The following is an 18,478-nucleotide window of genomic DNA, read 5'->3' as shown; positions in this document are numbered from 1 at the left end:
AGTTCTCAAGGAACGGACGCTTCCTTCGTACTCACCCTCTCGGGCTTTCCTCCGGGCGCTTCCCTTCGGTCTTGCGTTTCCGACTCTATCAGATCCTTCTGCTCGACCTGACCCCCAGTCAGCGGGGTTTGCCTTCCCGACCGTTGGCCGTTCCGACGTCTCAAACCTTAGCGGACTCGCTCCGCGTTTCCCAAATCGGGGGCGGGGAATTGAATTCCGGGCACGCCGAAATTGTTCCCACTGGGAGGTCGTGCTGAGGTTTTGAGTGCCGCTTGAGCGGCGGGAGGTGTTGCCGAGGAACCGTTACGGCTCAGTGGCAACCCGGAGAACACTACGGATCGCTCAGGGCCGTGTCAAGGGCCCCCTGTCAAGATCTTTTCTGCCTCGCCGGCTCCCCCGGCTTCTCTCCGGCTCCCGCGTCGCCTCAGTCGTCGAGGTCGGAGAGCCGGCCCTCGGCGTCCGGCTGGTCGTCCTCCACCCTGCGCAGCAGGCGGGTCAGCATCTCGCCCAGGGAGACCCGCTCCTCGTGGGAGAGGTCCTGGAGGAGGTCGGCCTCGAAGACGGTGGCGAGGCGCATCGCCTGGACCCACTTCTCGTGCCCGGCGGGGGTCAGCTCCACGATGACCCGGACCCGGTTGGCCTCGTCGCGCTCCCGGTCGACCAGGCCCTCGGCGACCATGCGGTCGATGCGGTGGGTCATCGCGGCCGGTGTCAGCCCGAGCCGCTTCGCCAGGTCGCTGGGGCCCATCCGGTAGGGGGCGCCGGCGAGGACGAGGGCCTTGAGGACCTCCCAGTCGGCGTTGGTGATGCCGAGCTCGGCGGTCTGCCGCCCGTAGGCGACGTTCATGCGGCGGTTCAGCCGGGTGAAGGCGGAGACGATCTTCTCGACCTGGGGGTCGAGGTCCTGGAACTCCCGCTGATACGCGGCGACCTGTTCCTCGAGGGTCGGTTCACGGGGGCCGGGGGCGTCGCTCATGGGCGCAGTATGGCACGCCTCACCTTTGCATCGAAGTCCTTCGCTCTGTACTCTTCACCTTCGAACTTTAGCTTCTAAGTCTTCACTCCTAACGTGTGAGAGAGGTGAACGTGACCAGGGCGATGGGCGCAGCGATGCGCCGGATCCACGTGGGCAACGCACTCAGCGCTTTCGGGCTGGGTTTCACGGTCCCGTACCTGTACGTCTACGTGGCGCAGGTGCGCGGGCTGGGAGCCATGACGGCGGGGCTGGTCCTCGCCGTCTTCGCGGTGGCCGCATTGATCGTGCTGCCGTTCGCCGGACGGGCCATCGTCCGGCGGGGCCCGCTGCCGGTGCTGCTCACCGCCCTGGCCACGGCCGCCGTCGGTGCCCTCAGCCTCGGGCTGTCGACCGGCGCGGGGACCGTGCTGGCGTCGGCCGCGTTGCTCGGTGCCGGGCAGGCGGTGATGCAGCCGGCGCTCGCGACGATGATCGTGGACTGCTCGACGGCGGGGACCCGGTCACGGGCGTTCGCCATGCAGTTCTTCCTGCAGAACCTCGGGCTCGGGGTCGGCGGCCTGATCGGCGGGCACCTGGTGGACGCCGATCGGGCCGGGTCGTTCACCCTGCTGTTCTCCATCGAAGCGGCCATGTTCCTGCTGCTGGTCGCGGTGATGGCGACGGTGCGGATGCCGCGCGCCCCGCGGCTCGACGGTGCCGCGGCTCCGTCGGCCAAGGGCAGCTGGAAGGAGCTGATGGGCAACCGGGCCATGGTGCAGCTGTGCGTGCTGGGCTTCGTGCTGTTCTTCGCCTGCTACGGGCAGTTCGAGTCGGGGCTGAGCGCCTACGGGGTCGAGGCGGCCGGTATCTCGACGTCCGCGCTGGGCACGGCACTCGCGGCGAACACCCTGGTGATCGTGGTGGCGCAGTTCGCGGTGCTGCGGTTCGTGGAGGGGCGCAAGCGGTCCCGGGTCATCGCGTCGGTGGGGCTGATCTGGGCCGTGGCCTGGGCCGCCGCCGCGTACGCGGGGCTCGGCAACGGCAGCCAGGCCATGGCGACGGCCGCCTTCATCTCGACGTACGCGCTGTTCGGGCTCGGTGAGGCGCTGCTGTCGCCGACGCTCGCCCCGCTGGTCGCGGATCTCGCGCCGGCCGGCATGGCCGGCCAGTACAACTCCGCGTTCGCCCTGGTGAAGCAGCTGGCGCTGGCCGTCGGGCCGGCGGTGGGCGGACCGTTGGGAGCCTCGCTGCACGCCCCGTACGTGGTGATCTTCCTGTTGTTCTCGCTGTCGATCACGGTGCTCGCGGTGCGGCTCGGGCGGCAGCTCACCGAGGTGCAGAACCAGCCGTTGCCGGCCCGCAGCCGTGTGGTGGCGCAGGGCGGCAGTCCGGCGGGGCAGACCGCGGCGCACGCCTGATCCGCCGACCCGGGCGGGGGTCCCTCGGCCACCCGGCGGAGTGATCCCCGCGCGCCTGTCGCGGCCGTCCGTCCCCGCGCGCCTGTCGCGGCCGTCCTGTGGGGCGGTCCGGGACGGGGCCGGTTTCCCTACCGGGCGGGGGCGGGCTTCGGCAGGGCGAACTCGCACCAGACGGCCTTGCCGCCGCCCGGGGTGCGTCTGCTGCCCCAGTTGGTGGCGATCGTGGCCACGATGGCGATGCCGCGGCCGGACTCGTCCCCGGGTTCCGCGCGGCGGCGTCTGGGGAGGTGGTCGTCGCCGTCGGTGACCTCGATGATCAGGCGGCGGTCGGTGCGGCGCAGCCGGAGCCGCATGGGGGGCGTGCCGTGCTGGAGGGAGTTGGCGACGAGTTCGCTGGCGGCCAGCACGCCCAGGTCGTGCAGCTCGGTGGGGAAGCGCCAGCTGGTCAGGACGCCGGAGGCGAAGGCCCGCGCGCGGGGTGCGGCTTCGACGCCGCCGAGGAGGTCCAGGGCGGCGTTGCGGAACAGCTCGCTCTGCGGGCCCCTGCGCGCAGGGTGCTGGAGCACCAGGACGGCGACGTCGTCGTCGTGCTCGGGGGTGACGCCCGCCGAGCGGACCAGGCGGTCGCAGACGACCTGGGGGGTGCCGGTGGCACCGGCCAGGGCGCGTTCCAGGGCGGCGATGCCCTCGTCGAGGTCGGCGTCCCGGCGTTCGACCAGGCCGTCGGTGTAGAGGACGGCGGTGGAGCCGGGTCCGAGCGGGACCGCGCCGGAGGAGTGCATCCAGCCGCCGGTGCCGAGCGGCGGGCCGATGGGCTCGCCGGCTCTCCGGACGGTGCCGTGCTCGTCCCGCACCAGGATGGGGAGGTGGCCGGCGGAGGCGTAGACCAGGCGGCCCTCGTTGGGGTCGTGGACGGCGTAGGTGCAGGTCGCGATCTGGTTGGCGTCGATCTCGGTGGCGAGGCCGTCCAGCAGCTGGAGGACCTCGTGCGGGGGGAGATCGAGCCGGGCGTAGGCGCGCACGGCGGTGCGGAGCTGGCCCATGACGGCCGCCGCGCGGACGCCGCGCCCCATGACGTCGCCGATGACCAGGGCGGTCCGGCCGCCGCCGAGGGTGATCACGTCGTACCAGTCGCCGCCGACGGCCGCCTCGGTGCCGCCGGGGTGGTAGGTGGCGGCGATGCGCAGGTCGTCGGGCTCCTCCAGTTCCTGGGGGAGGAGGGAGCGCTGGAGGGTGACGGCGGTCTCGCGCTGCCGGCGTTCGCTGGCGCGCAGGCGCTCGGCGGCCTCGGCGTGGTCGGTGACGTCGGTGGCGAAGACCAGGACGCCGTCGGCGGCGCCGGAGCCGCCGTCGTTCTCCCCGCTCCCGCCGCTCTGCCCGTCCGCCCCCGTGGTGACGGGGGTGCAGGTGAACGTGTAGGAGCGGCCGCCGGGGGCCTTGCGGGACTTGACGGTGCGGGGCCTGCCGCTGCGCAGGACCTGGTCGAGCAGGGGCAGCAGGCCGATCTCGTCGAGCTCGGGCAGGGCCGTGCGGGCGGGCGCGCCGAGCGGGCGGTTGCCGAAGGCCGCGGTGTAGGCGTCGTTGACGTAGGCGATGCGGTGGTCGGGGCCGTGCACCAGGGCGACGAGGGAGGGGACGCGGTCGAGGACGTCGCGCACGCCCAGCTCGTCGACGGCGGGCACCGGGGAGGTGTCGGTGAGGGGTTCGGCGCGGGCGGCGGGGACGGAGCCCTCCCCCCGCCGGTCCGGGGCGACGGTGTGCTCGGCCCGCGCTGCCGCGCGGCGCTGCGTTCCGGGGAGCCGGGCGCTCCAGCGCGTGAAGTTCACGAATCCTTGCCTCGTGTCGTGGTCGGCGGCCGCACACCGGGACGGCCGGAGTCCGGGACCGGCCGGTCCCGGGACGCGCCGGGTGAGCGGGCGGCCCGCCCGTGGTGGTGGACCAGTCTGACAGGGCGCCGACCGGGCCGACATCCGTCAGACGCCGGGCGGGCCGGTGCAGTTCCCGGGTCCGGTCAGGACGACCCCTTCGGGTTGTGCGGGGGGTCGTGAGAGGGCTTTCCACCGGCCGCGAGTTCGAATTCGGCACGCGGGTGTTCGAGTGATCCCAGCGAGACGATCTCCCGTTTGAAGAGCCCGGCGAGGGTCCATTCGGCGGCCACCCGCGCCTTGCGGTTGAAGGTCGGCACGCGGCTGAGGTGGTAGGTGCGGTGCATGAACCAGGCGGGGTAGCCCTTGAGCTTCCGGCCGTACACGTGGGCGACCCCCTTGTGCAGGCCGAGCGAGGCCACGGAGCCCGCGTACGCGTGGGAGTACGTCCGGAGGGGTTCGCCGCGCAGGCTGTGGACGATGTTGTCGCCGAGGGTGCGGGCCTGCCGCAGGGCGTGCTGGGCGTTGGGGGCGCACTCCGCGCCGTCCTCGCGCGCGGTGACGTCGGGGACGGCCGCGGCGTCGCCCGCCGCCCAGGCGTGCGTGGTGCCCTCCACGGCCAGTTCGGGGGTGCACCGCAGGCGTCCGCGTTCGTTGCGCGGCAGGTCGGTGGCGGCGAGGACCGGATGCGGTTTGACGCCCGCGGTCCACACGACGGTGCGGGTGGGGAAGCGGGAGCCGTCGCTGAGGGCGGCGACGCGGTCGGCGCAGGAGTCCAGGCGGGTCTCCAGGCGGACGTCGATGTTGCGGCGGCGCAGTTCGGTGACGGTGTAGCGGCCGAGTTCCTCGCCGACCTCGGGGAGGATGCGGCCGGTCGCCTCCACGAGCACCCACCTCATGTCCTCGGGGCGGAGGTTGTGGTAGTACCGCGTGGCATAGCGGGCCATGTCCTCCAGCTCGCCGAGGGCCTCCACCCCGGCGTAGCCGCCGCCGACGAAGACGAAGGTGAGGGCCGCGTCGCGGAGCGCGGGGTCCCGCGTGGAGGAGGCGATGTCCATCTGTTCGAGGACGTGGTTGCGCAGCCCGATCGCCTCCTCGACGGTCTTGAAGCCGATGGCGTGCTCGGCCAGGCCGGGGATCGGCAGGGCGCGCGAGACGGAGCCGGGAGCGAGCACCAGGTGGTCGTAGGCCAGGACCCGGCCGCCGGTGCCCTCCTCGCCGGTGGCGAGCGTGGTGACGGTCGCGGTGCGCCGGGCGTGGTCGACGGCGGTGGCCTCACCGATGACGACGCGGCACCGGTCCAGGACCCGACGCAGGGGTACCACGACGTGCCGGGGGGAGATCGCCCCGGCGGCTGCTTCCGGGAGGAAGGGCTGGTACGTCATGTAGGGGTCCGGGGTGACCACGGTGATCTCGGCCTCGCCCCGGCCGAGTTCCCGTTTCAGCTTCCGCTGCAGCCGCAGAGCCGTGTACATCCCGACGTAGCCGCCGCCGACAACGAGAATGCGCGCACGTTCCTTCACCATCCCATGACGCACCCGCCGCTCGCGTTTGTCCACAGCCCCGACGCATTGTGTGACTGCCGGACGGCATCCCGGCGGACTTGGCCGAAATGCCCGACCAAGGGGACTTCTCGCAGGTGGGGCGGCATGTCCGAACATCGTGAAGGGGGCGCATTCCGGACGAATGCGCCGTGTACTCCGGTCGAGGGCCCTCCCGTGCGGAACGTCCCCCTTCTGAATTGACTTCCTCTCAACTATGTTCGTGTGTCGACGGGGTGTAGGGGGATGCGCTCATCGGGTCCGCGACGGGCGGGGTCGGTCACCGGGCTCGTTCCGCAGCCCCGGCCATCAATGGCGCGGAGAAGTCTCCGGGGGGAGACGTCATTACCGGGGGAAAGCGTATGCATGTTCAGGATTCTCAATGGTCGTCCGCGTCCGCCGTGGTGCCCGGCACCACGATGAGCGCGGCGGCGAACAACGGACGCGCGGACGGACCGCGCACGGCGCCGCTGCGCGTGGACGCCCAGCGCAATCTCGAGCACGTCCTGCGCGCGGCGCGCGAGGTGTTCGGTGAACTCGGCTACGGCGCGCCGATGGAGGACGTGGCCCGCCGCGCGCGCGTCGGGGTGGGCACGGTGTACCGGCGCTTCCCGAGCAAGGACGTGCTGGTGCGGCGCATAGCCGAGGAGGAGACCTCCCGGCTGACCGAGCAGGCGCGGGCGGCGCTCGGACAGGAGGACGAGCCGTGGTCGGCGCTGTCGCGCTTCCTGCGCACGTCGGTCGCCTCGGGCGCCGGGCGGCTGCTGCCGCCGCAGGTGCTGCGGGTGGGCGTCGCGGACGAGCGCGGGACGGCGGAGCACGCGCGGGTGCCGCAGCAGCGCGTGCAGCCGGGTACGGGCGAGCTGCGGCTGGTACCGGAACAGGGGGCGGCGGTCGCGCCGCAGGACGACGCCGGGGCGGGCGAACTGCTGGAGGTCGTGGGCCGGCTCGTGGAGCGGGCCCGGGCGGCGGGTGAGCTGCGGCCGGACGTCTCCGTCTCGGACGTCCTCCTGGTGATCGCCACGGCCGCCCCGTCCCTGCCGGACGCGGCGCAGCAGGCGGCGGCCTCGTCCCGGCTGCTGGACATCCTGCTGGAGGGCCTGCGCTCGCGCCCGGCGTGAGGCGTACCTGTGAAGGGCCCCCGTGCGGGCCACGTGCGGGCGCGCCGTGCGGGCGCGCCGTGCGGCACTCCGCGGCGGGCCCGGCCGGCGCGGCGAGCTCCGTCCGGGTGTGCGGGGCCTTGTTGCGGTGCCTCGCCGGAATGGTGCCTCGCCGGGGTAGGGCCTCGTTGCGGTGCCTCGCCGGGTGGGGCGGGGGCACGAAGCGTCCCCGGGGGCCGGCCGGTCCACGGGCGGCGTCGGGCAGACGGCACTCGTGCCCCGCGACCGGCGGCCGGGAGCCGGGAGCCGGCGATCGCCGGTCGCCTGTCGCCGCCCGGTGTTCGGCGTACCCCCTCGGGTCCACGCCTCCGTAGTCCACGCGCCCCGGGGGGCCAGGCGCCCCAGGAGTCCAAGGGTTCTCGTCGCTCCGGAGCCTCCCGCGACCGGTGCCTGCCGGCGGCGGTGCGGTGACGGGGATGCTCCCGGAGGGCGGCCCGCGCGGGGTGAGCGTCGGTTCTCCCGTGCGGGCCGTCCCACGGACGGGTGGTTGACGGCCGCTCCCGGTCCCCCTCCCGGTACCGCTGTGACACCCTGACCCGTGTCCGGAACGGGTGTGGGCAGGGTGGCGGGGGCTTTCCGCGATGAGCGTTGAGGGGCGGGACGAGTCCCGCGGTGACGGGCCGCACGGTGACGGGCCGCCACAGGTACCGAGCCAGGCGCGGCGCACCGGCGTGCCGCCGGAGGACGGTGTCCCGGCCCAGCGCGACCGGCTGACCGGGTCCGGACTGCCGTCGGCCGACTCCGACCTCATCGCCCGCATGCGGTCCGGTGAGGACGCGGCGTACGAGGAGCTGTACCGGCGCCACGCGCCCGCGGTGCGCCGGTACGCGCGCACCTGCTGCCGGGACGGTCACACCGCCGACGACCTGACCGCCGAGGTGTTCGCCCGCATGCTCCAGGCGGTGCGCGGCGGTTCGGGTCCCGAGCACGCCGTGCGGGCCTACCTGCTCACCTCCGTGCGCCGGGTGGCGGCGACCTGGACGCAGTCGGCGAAGCGCGAGCAACTCGTCGACGACTTCGCGGTGTTCGCCGTGCAGGCCGCCCACCTGTCCGACGCCTCCGACACCGACACCCTCGAACTGGCCGCGGACGTGCGCGCCCTGCACGAGGCCGACCAGTCGCTGGCCATGCAGGCCTTCCGGTCCCTGCCGGAGCGGTGGCAGGCGGTGCTGTGGCACACGGAGGTCGAGGACGAGTCGCCGAGCGAGGTCGCCACGCTGTTCGGCCTGGACGCCAACGGCACCCGGGTACTGGCCAGCCGGGCCCGCGAGGGCCTGAAGCAGGCGTACCTCCAGGCCCATGTGAGCGCGGCGCTCGCCGAGGACGAGGACTGCGCCCGGCACGCGGACCAGCTCGGCACGTACGCCCGGGGCCGGTTGCGCACCCGCGCCGAGCGGGGACTGCGCAAGCACCTCGACGAGTGCGCCCGGTGCCGGCTGGCGGCGGCACAGATCCAGGAGGTCGCCGGGGGCATCCCGGCCGTCGTCCCGGTCGCCGTCATCGGCTGGTTCGGCGCCGCGGGGTACGCCAAGGTGGCCGCGCTCGTCGCGGGCGGCACCACGGCGGCCGGTGCGGCGGGCGCCGCGAGCGCCGCCACCGGAGGCGCCGCCTCCGGTGGTGCCACCGGAGGCGGGGCGACGGGCGGTCTCGCGTCCGAGGGCATGGGGGCACCGATGAAGGCGGGCATCGCCGCCGGTGTCACGGCGGTGGCGGCGGCCGCGGTCCTGGCCATGGCCCTGTCCGGCAACGAGGCCCCGCCGGAGCCGCCGCGCGCCGCCCCCGCCCCCTCCGCCCCCGTGGTGCAGGAGGAGGAGCCGCCTCCGGCTCCGGAGCAGACACCCGAGCCCGCACCGCCGGCTCCCCCGGCTGCGGCGCCCGCCCGGCCCACGCCCGCGCCGCCTCCGTCACCCGACCCGACGCCCAGTCCACGGCCCACCCCGGCCCCGACACCGCCGCCCGCCCCCGGTGCCGAGCCACCCCCGCGGCCCACCCCCACGCCGACGCCGACGCCGCCCCCGCCGACTCCTCAGCCGCCCCCGCCGCCCGTCCCGGCGGTCCACCCGTGGAGCGGGCTGTCGTACGACATCACCGGCGACGGCACCGCGCCCGAGATGCGGATCGGCGCCAGCAGCTGGGTGTGGCAGCGCTCGGGCCTGTCTGTCGCCGGACAGCGGCACGCGCACGGCGTGACCGTGCACGGCCGGTCCTCGGTCACCATCGACCTCAACCGCCCCTGCACCGCCTACGACGCGCTGGTCGGCGTGGACGACCTGACGATGAAGCTGGGCAGGGTCACCTTCTCGGTGCACGCCGACGGGGTCCCGCTGTGGAACTCCGGTGTGGTGAAGGGCGGTGACGCGGCGGTCCCGGTCCACGTGGACCTCACGGGACGCGAGACCGTCCGCCTGGTGGTGGAACCGGTCGGCCCCTTCGACGGCCTGGCGCTCGCCGACTGGGCGCAGTCCCGCTTCACCTGCGGCTGAGCGGCACCCGAGCGGACCGGGCTCCCCTCGCTCGCCACCGTGCAGCGCAGGTCAGGCGCACCACCCACCCCACCGCGGCCGAACCGGGCGGGCGGGCTTCGGTTCCACCGCGGCCGAACCGGGCGGCCGGGGCGCGGTTCCGCCGCGGCCGGGCACCGCGGTGGTCGTCGCGTCTACGGGGTGTTGGCGCCCGCGCCGAGGGCGCCGCGGCGGGGCGCGATGCCGCCCGGTACCGCCCGCTGCCGGGCGGGGGTCCCCGTCCAGCAGGTGCCCCGCCGGGCCAGCAGCCGCCGGAGCCACAGCTCCAGGGAGACGAGGTCGGCCAGGCCGTCCAGGGGCAGGGGTTCGCCCTGTGCCGCTCCGCGCAGGGCCTTGCGCACCACGCGGGCCTCGACCAGGCCGGCCTCCGCGAGCAGGGGCGTGTCGAACAGCATGATCAGCGTGTCCGCCGCCACCCGCAGTCCGGTGCGCGCGGCGGTCGTCGGGGCGACCCGGGGCGGTGCGCCCCACCCATCGGGCACGTCCCGCACACCGGCGCCCTCCAGCACGGTGCGCAGGACGGCCGCCCGGGCGCCCGGCCGGACCCGCAGCGCCTCGGGCAGGGCGCGGCAGGCCCGGACGACCTGGTTGTCGAGGAACGGCGCGTGCAGCCGCTGGAAGCGGATCTCCGCCGCCTGCTCCAGTACCCGCAGGTCGGCGGCGTGCCGGGCCAGGGCGGCGCGGGCCCGGAAGTCGCCGGGCCGCTGCACGGGTCCGATCTCGGAGCGGCGGGTGGACGCCTGGAGGCGAACCGATACTTCAGCCAGTGCCTCTCCGGTCAGCCAGCGCGCGGCCGGCCCGGGTCTGCCCCAGGTCAGCGCCGCCAGCGAGGCGTCGGCCGCGCCGGCCGGGTCGTCGTCGAGCCGGTGGCGCAGCAGGCGCTCCGCCAGGCTCTCCAGTCCCGTCCGGTACGGCGTGCGGGCCAGGCGGCGGGCCGCCGCGTACACGCGTGCCGGGACCATCACGGAGCCGTCGGCCTTCGCCAGCGCGGCGACCGGCCGTACCAGGTGGCGCCGCTTGCGGTCCATCAACAGGTCGGCGAGACGGGCCGGGTGGGCGTCCAGCACCTGGCGGGCGCCGTACCCGGTGAAGTGGTCGGCGCTGCCCGCGGCGAGCCGGGCCCGGTGCCGGGCCGCCGACACCAGCGAGGGTCCCGGTTCGTCGGTCAGGGGTCCGTCGAGGTCGGCGTACGGCAGGGTGTCCTCGCCGCCCGCGACGACCACGTGGTGCAGCCGCGGGTTCGCCGCGAGGGCGCCCGCCCGTCCCACCTCGTCGTCCGGTCCGCCGGCCACGAGGTCGTTGAAGGTGACGGCGAGCAGCCGCTCCCCGGCCCCGGTGCCGTGGCCCAGCACGGTCCCCGGCATGCCCGGGAGTCCCGCGGCGAGCAGGGCGAGGGTCGCAGAGGCCGGGCCGCCGGACAGGTCGGCCCCGATCCCGGGCACCGGCATGCCGCGCGCCGCCCGGCGTTCGGCGGGCCCCATGCCGGGGACGGGCCCGGGGTCGATGTCGGCGCCGGGGACGTGCCGGGGGGCGGCGAGCCGGGTGCGGACGGCCTCGACGAGCGCGTCGCGCACCGCGTCGACCGCGCTCTCCGGGTCGGCCGGGGGCGCCGCGACGGCGAGCGAGGCGACCGGCTCGTAGCCGGCGATCTCCCGGGCCCCCGCGCGCAGGATCAGCGCGTGGCCGGGCGGGACGCGCCGCACGCCGTCGTACGGCGTGGAGTCGTAGAGGGCGGCGGGGACGTCGGGGGCCGCGAGCAGCGCGGCGAGGTGGCCGAAGTCGAGGTTGGCCTCGACGAGGTCGGCGAGGGGGAGCGCGGCGGTCGCGTAGGCGGTGCCGCCGGTCCACGGGGTGTGGAAGACCGGCCGGGCACCTGCGAGGTCGCCGCAGACGGTGATCCGGCGGCCGACCTGGACGACGGCGGTGTAGCTGCCCGGCCATGCGGTGAGGTGCCGCAGTGCGCCGCCGCGCGCCGCGAACAGCGCGACCCGCAGCTGTTCGTCGGAGGCGCCGCAGGTGCCGAGGACGGCGATCCGGGTCTGCGGGTCGGCCTGCACGATGCGGACCTCGTCCGGGCGCCAGTCGCCGACCGCCCACAGCGGGTCGGGGTCGCCCCACAGGAGGTGGGACCCCACCGGGTGCACCGTCTCGCCGTCGTAGCCGGTCGCCCCGGCCGACCCGGTGGCCACGGGCCCCGCGGCGGTGCTGCTCCACCCCACCAACCACCGCATCGCCGCCTCCACATGCTGTGGACAACCAGTGCACCGTACGAACCGGTTCCCCATGCTGCCATGAAGGAGGCGCAGGAGAGGGGTGCCGGAACGGCATGTGCTCCGGTGAGTGCGCCCCGGCGGATACGCCTCCCCCGGGTCGAACGCCCGCTCGCCACCGGAGGATCGCGGACGGCCGGCGCGTCGGGCGTCTGCTCGCTGCGACCTGAATGCGCCCCCACAACGCGCCCCGAATACCACCGATGCGCCGTCAAGTACCGTGGTGATCAGGGTGTTCACCCAGGGAACGGGGGGTCGATTTTCGGCCGTTTCGGAGCGGTGAGAGCACCCTCGAACACGCTCCGTACAGGTTCTGCGCACCGCACGGCGGTCGCGCGGTCCGGGAGGCGAGGCACACCCCCCGGACCGTTCCGCCGCCCGCGGGGATGTAGGCGGCGGTGTCCCCCAGCCCACTGGATCCAGTACAGCGGGCCGACCCACGCACGGACCATGGAATCGCTCCCGCGAACACCGGAGAAAGGCGCATGCACGGGCGCACGGCCACACGACCGGAGCACGCCGCAACTGCGCGTATCGGACCCGTACTTCAGTACGGACCACAATCCCGCCATCCGGAAGAATGCCCCTTAACGCTTGGGATGCGGCGAACTACGCTGGGTTTACGAATGCCGCACGGTTATGCCAGCGCGGCAGCCGTCTGTGTCGAGGGGTGGCGCATGTCCAGGGAGCAACGCGGGCCGAACGAGAAACTCGGCGCCGTTCTCGCCCTCGCGGGAATCTCCAACGCGGGCCTCGCGCGGCGCGTCAACGACCTCGGCGCACAGCGGGGACTGACGCTTCGCTACGACAAGACGTCGGTGGCGCGCTGGGTGTCCAAGGGCATGGTGCCGCAGGGGGCCGCCCCCCATCTGATCGCCGCCGCCATCGGCCAGAAGCTGGGGCGCCCGGTGCCGCTGCACGAGATCGGCCTGGCGGACGCCGACCCGGCACCGGAAGTGGGCCTCGCCTTCCCCCGGGACGTCGGCCAGGCCGTGAAGTCCGCCACCGACCTCTACCGCCTCGACCTCGCCGGCCGCCGCGCGGGCTCCGGCGGCATCTGGCAGTCCCTGGCCGGTTCCTTCGCGGTGAGCGCTTACGCCACGCCCGCCTCGCGCTGGCTGATAACCCCGGCCGACAGCTCGGTGGCCCGCGAGGCCAGCCCGGCCGAGAACGCCGGCGCACCGATCAAGGTCGGCCACAGCGACGTGCAGAAGCTGCGCGAGGCCGCCGAGGACGCCCGGCGCTGGGACTCCAAGTACGGCGGCGGCGACTGGCGTTCGTCCATGGTCCCCGAGTGCTTACGGGTCGAGGCCGCGCCGCTGCTGCTGGGCTCGTACTCCGACGACGTCGGGCGGGCCCTGTTCGGTGCTTCGGCCGAACTCACGCGCCTCGCCGGCTGGATGGCCTTCGACACCGGCCAACAGGAAGCGGCCCAGCGCTACTACATCCAGGCCCTGCGCCTGGCCCGCGCCGCCGCGGACGTGCCTCTCGGCGGGTACGTGCTGGCCTCCATGTCCCTCCAGGCGACGTACCGCGGGTTCGGCGACGAGGGCGTGGACCTCGCCCAGGCCGCCCTGGAGCGCAACCGGGGCCTGGCCACCGCCCGCACCATGAGCTTCTTCCGCCTCGTCGAGGCCCGGGCACACGCCCGCGCCAGTGACGCCCAGGCGGCCGGGGCGGCCCTGAAGGCCGCCGAGAGCTGGCTGGAACGCTCCCGCCCCGGCGACAGCGACCCGTCCTGGCTCGGCTTCTACGGCTACGACCGGTTCGCCGCCGACGCCGCCGAGTGCTACCGCGACCTCAAGGCGCCCCGCCAGGTCCGCCGCTTCACCGAGCAGGCCCTGTCCAAGCCGACGGAGGAGTTCGTGCGCTCGCACGGGCTGCGGCTCGTCGTCTCCGCGGTCGCCGAGCTGGAGTCGGGCAACCTGGACGCGGCCTGCGAGCAGGGCGTGCGGGCGGTCGAGGTGGCCGGCCGCATCTCCTCGGCCCGCACCACCGAGTACGTCAAGGACCTCCTGCACCGGCTGGAGCCCTACGGCGACGAGCCCCGCGTGGTGGAACTGCGCGAGCGCGCCCGCCCCCTCCTGGTCGCCCCCGCCTGACGGCGACCGCGAGGGACCCGGCAGGGCACCCTGGCGGGGCAGGGCCCCGGGGGTGGACCCTCACGCGGCTCCCGTGGGGGGGGTGGACCCTCACGCGGCCGGGCAGGACAGGCCCCCGGGGCGGGCAGGACCGGGGACGACGGGCGCGGAGCGGCTCCGCGCCCGGCTCCCGGGTGGACGGCGTTGTCAGTGGCAGGGTGCACTATCGATGCCGGACGAGGACGGACCAGCCGGCACGGTGACGAGCCGGCTGGACGGACGACCGGACGACGGACGAGGCGGACGGCGGACGAACCGGACGAACCGGACGACTAATGAGCCGGACGACGAAGAAGCCGGACCGGACGACCGGGCGATGAACGAGTCGGGACGGGCGGGCCGGGACGGACGAGCCGGGAGGTGGCGCGAGTGGGGCGGGCGTACGACTGCGATGTGCTGGTGATCGGCGGCGGCATCGTCGGCCTGTCCACCGCGTACGCGATCGGCCGCACGGCCCCGGGCACCCGGGTCACGGTGCTGGAGAAGGAACCCGGCCCCGCCCGGCACCAGACCGGCCGCAACAGCGGCGTCATCCACAGCGGCATCTACTACCGCCCCGGCTCCCTCAAGGCCCGCTACGCGGTGCGGGGCGCCGCCGAGATGGTGAAGTTCTGCGCCGAGTACGGCATCGCCCACGCCGTCACGGGCAAACTGATCGTCGCCACCGCGCGCGAGGAACTGCCCCGGCTGCACGCCCTGGCCCAGCGCGGCCGGGAGAACGGCCTGACGGTCCGCGAGCTCGGCACCGCCCAGACCGCCGCGTACGAGCCGGAGGTCGAGGGCCTGGCCGCCCTGCACGTCGCCGCCACCGGCATCTGCGACTTCGCGGGCGTGGCCCGGCAGCTGGCCGAGGCGTCCGGCGCGGAGATCCGCTACGGCGCCCGGGTGGTGCGCGTCGACCGCAGACCCGACCGCGGTGTGGCCGTGCGCACGGCGGCAGGCGACGTCGTCCGGGGCCGCGTGCTGGTGAACTGCGCGGGACTGCACTGCGACACGGTCGCCCGGCTCACGGGCGACGACCCCGGCATGCGCATCGTGCCGTTCCGCGGCGAGTACTACGAGCTGGCCCGCCCCGGCCTGGTCCGCGGGCTGGTCTACCCGGTGCCCGACCCCGCGTTCCCCTTCCTCGGCGTCCACCTCACCCGCGGGGTCGACGGGGGCGTCCACGTCGGCCCGAACGCGGTGCCCGCCTCGGCGCGCGAGGGCTACGACCGGCGCACGGTCCGCCCCCGCGAGCTGGCGGCCACCCTCGCCTGGCCCGGTTCCTGGCGGCTGGCCGGCCGCCACTGGCGGTACGGCGCGGGCGAGCTGCACCGCTCGCTGTCCAAGCCGGCGTTCACCCGTGCCGTGCGACGGCTGCTGCCGGCGGTGACGGAGGACGACCTGATCCCGGCGCCGGCAGGCGTACGGGCCCAGGCGGTCCTGCGGGACGGCACCCTCGCCGACGACTTCCTCATCCGGGAGACACCGAGAGCGGTGCACGTCCTGAACGCCCCCTCCCCCGCCGCCACCGCCTCCCTCCCCATCGGCCGCGAGGTCGCCCGCCGCGCCCTGGCCGCCCTGGCGGAGGCGCACCGCTGACCCCGGCGCGGTGGCCGGGCGGCCGTCTGGTCGCAGGGGCCGGGCGGCCGTCGGCCCGTCGGCGGGACGGGACCGCTGACCACCGGACCGGCACGGAACACCGGGATCACTGATCACCGGGCCGCCCCGGCACGACGGACGGGACCGCCGATCACCGAACCGACCCGGGACCACAGACGCACCGCCGATCACCGAACCGGTCCGGGAGACGGAACCGCCGATCACCGAACCGACCCAGCACCACGGACGCACCGCCGATCACCGAACCCTCGCGCGCCGACCCGGGAAGCGCCGGCCGCTCCTCCCCCGGGCCGCTCCCCCTCCGGGCCGGGGGCGGCACCGGTCCGGTCCGCCTCCGGGCCGCCGCGACCTCGCCCTCCGACAGGACCGCCGTAGACTCGGAAGCACTGTGTCTGACTCCGTGAACACCCCTGAAGCACCCCGCCCCGCGCCCGGTGAGGACACCCCGCACGCGCCCGGGGTGTCGATCCGGCACACCCGCGCGAAGGGCGAACCGCGGTTCCCCGACGGCCCGAAGGCCGACCCCGCCGGGTCCCACTTCGAGCGGCGGATCCGCAGCTTCCAGCCGCGCCGGAGCCGGGTGACCGCCGGGCAGGCGGACGCCCTGCAACGGCTGTGGCCCCGGTGGGGCTTCGACATCGACGGACGCGGGACCCTGGACCTCGCCGGCTTCTTCGGCAACGGCAACCCGGTCGTGCTGGAGATCGGCTTCGGCATGGGCGAGGCCACCGCCCGGATGGCCGCCGCCGACCCCGGCACCAACATCCTCGCGGTGGACGTGCACACCCCCGGCCAGGGCCATCTGCTCAGCCTCGCCGAGCAGCGGGGCCTGACCAACGTCCGGGTCGGCAACGGGGACGCGATCATCCTGCTGCGGGAGATGCTCGCCCCCGACTCGCTGGACGGGCTGCGCGTCTACTTCCCCGACCCGTGGCCCAAGAAGCGGCACCACAAGCGGCGCCTGATCCAGCCGGAGTTCCTGTCGCTGGCGGCGAGCCGGCTCCGGCCGGGCGCGGTGCTGCACTGCGCCACCGACTGGGAGCCGTACGCGGAGCACATGCTGGAGGTGCTGAGCGCGCACCCCGACTTCGAGAACACCGTGGAGGACGGCGGTTTCGCGCCACGGCCCGCTTTCCGGCCGTTGACCCGTTTCGAGAGCCAGGGACTGGACAAGGGTCATGTCGTGAACGACCTGCTCTTCCGTCGCGTACCGCACGACGACCGGCCTTCCACCGGCGCCTGAGCCGTTCCGCGCTCCCGCGGGCGGAGCCCCCGTCTCGTGAGGGTCGATGTCGTGGCCACCAGTCCCCCGCCTCCGTTCCCGGCCGCCGCCGGAAACGCAGCCCCTGCCGGGTGCGCGGCCCACGCCGGGTGCGCGGCCCCCGCCGCCGCACCGCCGGGCCCCGTCCCGCGGCACGCGCCGTGGTGGCAGCGGCCCTGGGCCCGGTACGGCGGGCCGGCCGCGCTGCTGGCCGTGTCGGGCCTGGTGATCCTGGCCCTGGTCCGCGACCAGACCGGCACGGAGGGCTTCCTGGTCGGCCTGGGGCTGGCCGTCCTGCCGGTGCCCCTGCTGGTGGCTGCCTTCCGCTGGCTGCAGCGGGCGGCCCCCGGCCCGTGGACGCACCTGGTCTTCGCGTTCGCCTGGGGCGCCTGCGCCGCCGCGCTGATGTCGATCGTCGCCAACAGCTTCGCCACCCGGTGGATCGCGTCCGCCACCGCCGACCCGAGCCGCGCGGACACCCTCGGCGCGACCGTCATAGCCCCGGTGGTGGAGGAGACGGCGAAGGCCGCCGCCGTCGCGCTCGTCCTCCTGTTCCGCAGACACGACGTCGGCGGCATCCTGCACGGGGTGGTGATCGCCGGTCTCTCCGCCACCGGCTTCGCGTTCACCGAGAACATCCTCTACTTCGGCAACGCCTTCGGCACCGACCGGCTGACCGGCGACAGCGGCCTGACCTCGCTCACCGCGGCCACCTTCTTCGTGCGCGCCGTGATGTCGCCGTTCGCCCATCCCCTGTTCACCGTGCTCACCGGCATCGGCTTCGGCCTCGCGGCCCTGTCCGGCGAGCGCCGCCGGGTCCGGCGGGTGCTGCTCCCCCTGTCCGGTCTGCTGCTCGCGATGGGGCTGCACGCGCTGTGGAACGCCTCGCCGGACTTCGGCGAGTACGGCTTCCTCACGGTGTACGCGGTGCTCATGGTGCCGCTGTTCGGGCTGCTGACCTGGCTGGTGGTGTGGGCGCGGCAGCGGGAACTGCGCACCGTGCGCACGGAGCTGCCCGCCTACGCGGCGGCCGGGTGGCTGGCACCCGCGGACCCGTTCGCGCTCGGCTCGATGCGGGCCCGGCGCCTGGCCCTGCGGTACGCCCGGCGGCACGGCGGGAGGACCGCGGCCCGGGAGGTGGCACGGTACGCGGCGGACGCGACGGCCCTGGCGTCTCTGCGGCACCGGGCCGCTTCGGGCCGCGTGCCGGCGGACTTCGCCGTCCGGGAGAACGAGCTGCTCGGTGAGGTGTGGCGACGGCGGGAGTGGGCCCGCCCGGCCCTGGAGCACGCGGCCCGGATCACCGCGCCCCCGCTCCGGGTGACCGCCCCGCCGCCCGGCGTCCACCCCGGCTACGGCTACGGCTACGGCTCCGCTGCCGGGTACGGCCCCGCCCGCGGTGCACACCCCGACCCGGCCGGCCCCGGCCCGCATCACGGCTGGGGCTACGGGTACGGGCACGGGCACGGGCACGGGCACGGCAACGGTCGGGGATCCGCGTACGGGTCCGGGACCGCCCCCGCCCCGCGCCAGGCCGAGCGCCCCCACCCCGCGTACGCCTCCGGGTGGGCCCGCCCGTACGGGCACCCCACGGACGCCTGACCGGCAGCCCGGACGGCGGGGGGATGCCGTCGGGACTGCCGGGGTTCGGGGGGGTGCCTCTATGTCTTCCGTCAAGGCGCCCAGGTTCGGTTTGGGGTGGTTTGGCTTGTGGGGGTCATGCGGCGAGTTCGACGTCCTCGG

The 18,478-nt window shown here is 75.0% G+C and carries 11 protein-coding genes; 7 read left to right on the top strand and 4 right to left on the bottom strand.

The window, feature by feature from the left end; translation table 11 throughout:
* Nucleotides 1-424 precede the first annotated feature (424 nt).
* Nucleotides 425-976, bottom strand: a complete 552-nt coding sequence (locus tag AB0F01_RS30790) for a MarR family transcriptional regulator (protein ID WP_362102558.1) — start codon at nt 974-976, stop codon at nt 425-427.
* A 122-nt stretch (nt 977-1,098) separates the two neighbouring features.
* On the opposite strand from AB0F01_RS30790, the gene AB0F01_RS30785 reads away from it, so the two are divergent.
* Nucleotides 1,099-2,373 (top strand): MFS transporter, encoded by a 1,275-nt coding sequence (locus AB0F01_RS30785; protein WP_362102564.1) that lies wholly within the window; start codon nt 1,099-1,101, stop codon nt 2,371-2,373.
* 128 nt (nt 2,374-2,501) lie between these two features.
* Here AB0F01_RS30785 and AB0F01_RS30780 read toward each other — a convergent pair whose 3' ends face one another.
* Together AB0F01_RS30780 and AB0F01_RS30775 are read right to left on the bottom strand one after the other, a co-directional pair.
* The gene (locus AB0F01_RS30780; protein WP_362102555.1) at nt 2,502-4,199 is read right to left on the bottom strand and encodes a SpoIIE family protein phosphatase; all 1,698 of its coding nucleotides are present in this window, start codon (nt 4,197-4,199) and stop codon (nt 2,502-2,504) included.
* A gap of 185 nt (nt 4,200-4,384) precedes the next feature.
* Nucleotides 4,385-5,764, bottom strand: a complete 1,380-nt coding sequence (locus tag AB0F01_RS30775) for an NAD(P)/FAD-dependent oxidoreductase (protein WP_362102552.1) — start codon at nt 5,762-5,764, stop codon at nt 4,385-4,387.
* A gap of 377 nt (nt 5,765-6,141) precedes the next feature.
* Between AB0F01_RS30775 and AB0F01_RS30770 the strand changes: the two genes are divergently transcribed.
* Together AB0F01_RS30770 and AB0F01_RS30765 are read left to right on the top strand one after the other, a co-directional pair.
* A complete protein-coding gene (locus AB0F01_RS30770) occupies nt 6,142-6,900 on the top strand; it encodes a helix-turn-helix domain-containing protein (RefSeq protein ID WP_362102549.1) in 759 nt (252 codons plus the stop codon).
* A 620-nt stretch (nt 6,901-7,520) separates the two neighbouring features.
* Complete coding sequence (locus tag AB0F01_RS30765) at nt 7,521-9,422, top strand: sigma-70 family RNA polymerase sigma factor (RefSeq protein WP_362102546.1); 1,902 nt, start codon at nt 7,521-7,523, stop codon at nt 9,420-9,422.
* 173 nt (nt 9,423-9,595) lie between these two features.
* Here AB0F01_RS30765 and AB0F01_RS30760 read toward each other — a convergent pair whose 3' ends face one another.
* Nucleotides 9,596-11,692 carry an asparagine synthase-related protein gene (locus AB0F01_RS30760; protein WP_362102543.1) on the bottom strand — a complete coding sequence of 699 codons (2,097 nt, stop codon included), beginning with the start codon at nt 11,690-11,692 and terminating at the stop codon, nt 9,596-9,598.
* Nucleotides 11,693-12,408: 716 nt separating this feature from the next.
* Between AB0F01_RS30760 and AB0F01_RS30755 the strand changes: the two genes are divergently transcribed.
* The 4 genes from AB0F01_RS30755 to AB0F01_RS30740 all read left to right on the top strand — a co-directional run bounded on the left by AB0F01_RS30755 (nt 12,409) and on the right by AB0F01_RS30740 (nt 18,337).
* Entirely contained in the window at nt 12,409-13,833 is a 1,425-nt protein-coding gene (locus tag AB0F01_RS30755) for an MFS transporter (protein WP_362102541.1), read from the top strand.
* Nucleotides 13,834-14,232: 399 nt separating this feature from the next.
* The gene (gene lhgO / locus AB0F01_RS30750; protein ID WP_362102538.1) at nt 14,233-15,453 is read left to right on the top strand and encodes an L-2-hydroxyglutarate oxidase; all 1,221 of its coding nucleotides are present in this window, start codon (nt 14,233-14,235) and stop codon (nt 15,451-15,453) included.
* Between the two features lie 409 nt (nt 15,454-15,862).
* Complete coding sequence (gene trmB / locus AB0F01_RS30745) at nt 15,863-16,717, top strand: tRNA (guanosine(46)-N7)-methyltransferase TrmB (RefSeq protein WP_362102535.1); 855 nt, start codon at nt 15,863-15,865, stop codon at nt 16,715-16,717.
* Nucleotides 16,718-16,939: 222 nt separating this feature from the next.
* The gene (locus AB0F01_RS30740; RefSeq protein ID WP_362102561.1) at nt 16,940-18,337 is read left to right on the top strand and encodes a PrsW family intramembrane metalloprotease; all 1,398 of its coding nucleotides are present in this window, start codon (nt 16,940-16,942) and stop codon (nt 18,335-18,337) included.
* Nucleotides 18,338-18,478: the final 141 nt, after the last annotated feature.

The sequence above is a fragment of the Streptomyces sp. NPDC029526 genome (assembly GCF_040637405.1).
GTDB lineage: Bacteria > Actinomycetota > Actinomycetes > Streptomycetales > Streptomycetaceae > Streptomyces.
Note: the sequence above shows the minus strand (reverse complement) of the source record. Positions and strands in the feature narration are given on the sequence as shown.

Coding starts and splice junctions, on each gene's coding strand:
- AB0F01_RS30790 (WP_362102558.1), bottom strand. CDS start 976: ATGAGCGACGCCCCCGGCCCCCGTGAACCGACCCTCGAGGAACAGGTC.
- AB0F01_RS30765 (WP_362102546.1), top strand. CDS start 7,521: ATGAGCGTTGAGGGGCGGGACGAGTCCCGCGGTGACGGGCCGCACGGT.
- AB0F01_RS30785 (WP_362102564.1), top strand. CDS start 1,099: ATGGGCGCAGCGATGCGCCGGATCCACGTGGGCAACGCACTCAGCGCT.
- AB0F01_RS30770 (WP_362102549.1), top strand. CDS start 6,142: ATGCATGTTCAGGATTCTCAATGGTCGTCCGCGTCCGCCGTGGTGCCC.
- AB0F01_RS30760 (WP_362102543.1), bottom strand. CDS start 11,692: ATGCGGTGGTTGGTGGGGTGGAGCAGCACCGCCGCGGGGCCCGTGGCC.
- AB0F01_RS30775 (WP_362102552.1), bottom strand. CDS start 5,764: ATGGTGAAGGAACGTGCGCGCATTCTCGTTGTCGGCGGCGGCTACGTC.
- AB0F01_RS30755 (WP_362102541.1), top strand. CDS start 12,409: ATGTCCAGGGAGCAACGCGGGCCGAACGAGAAACTCGGCGCCGTTCTC.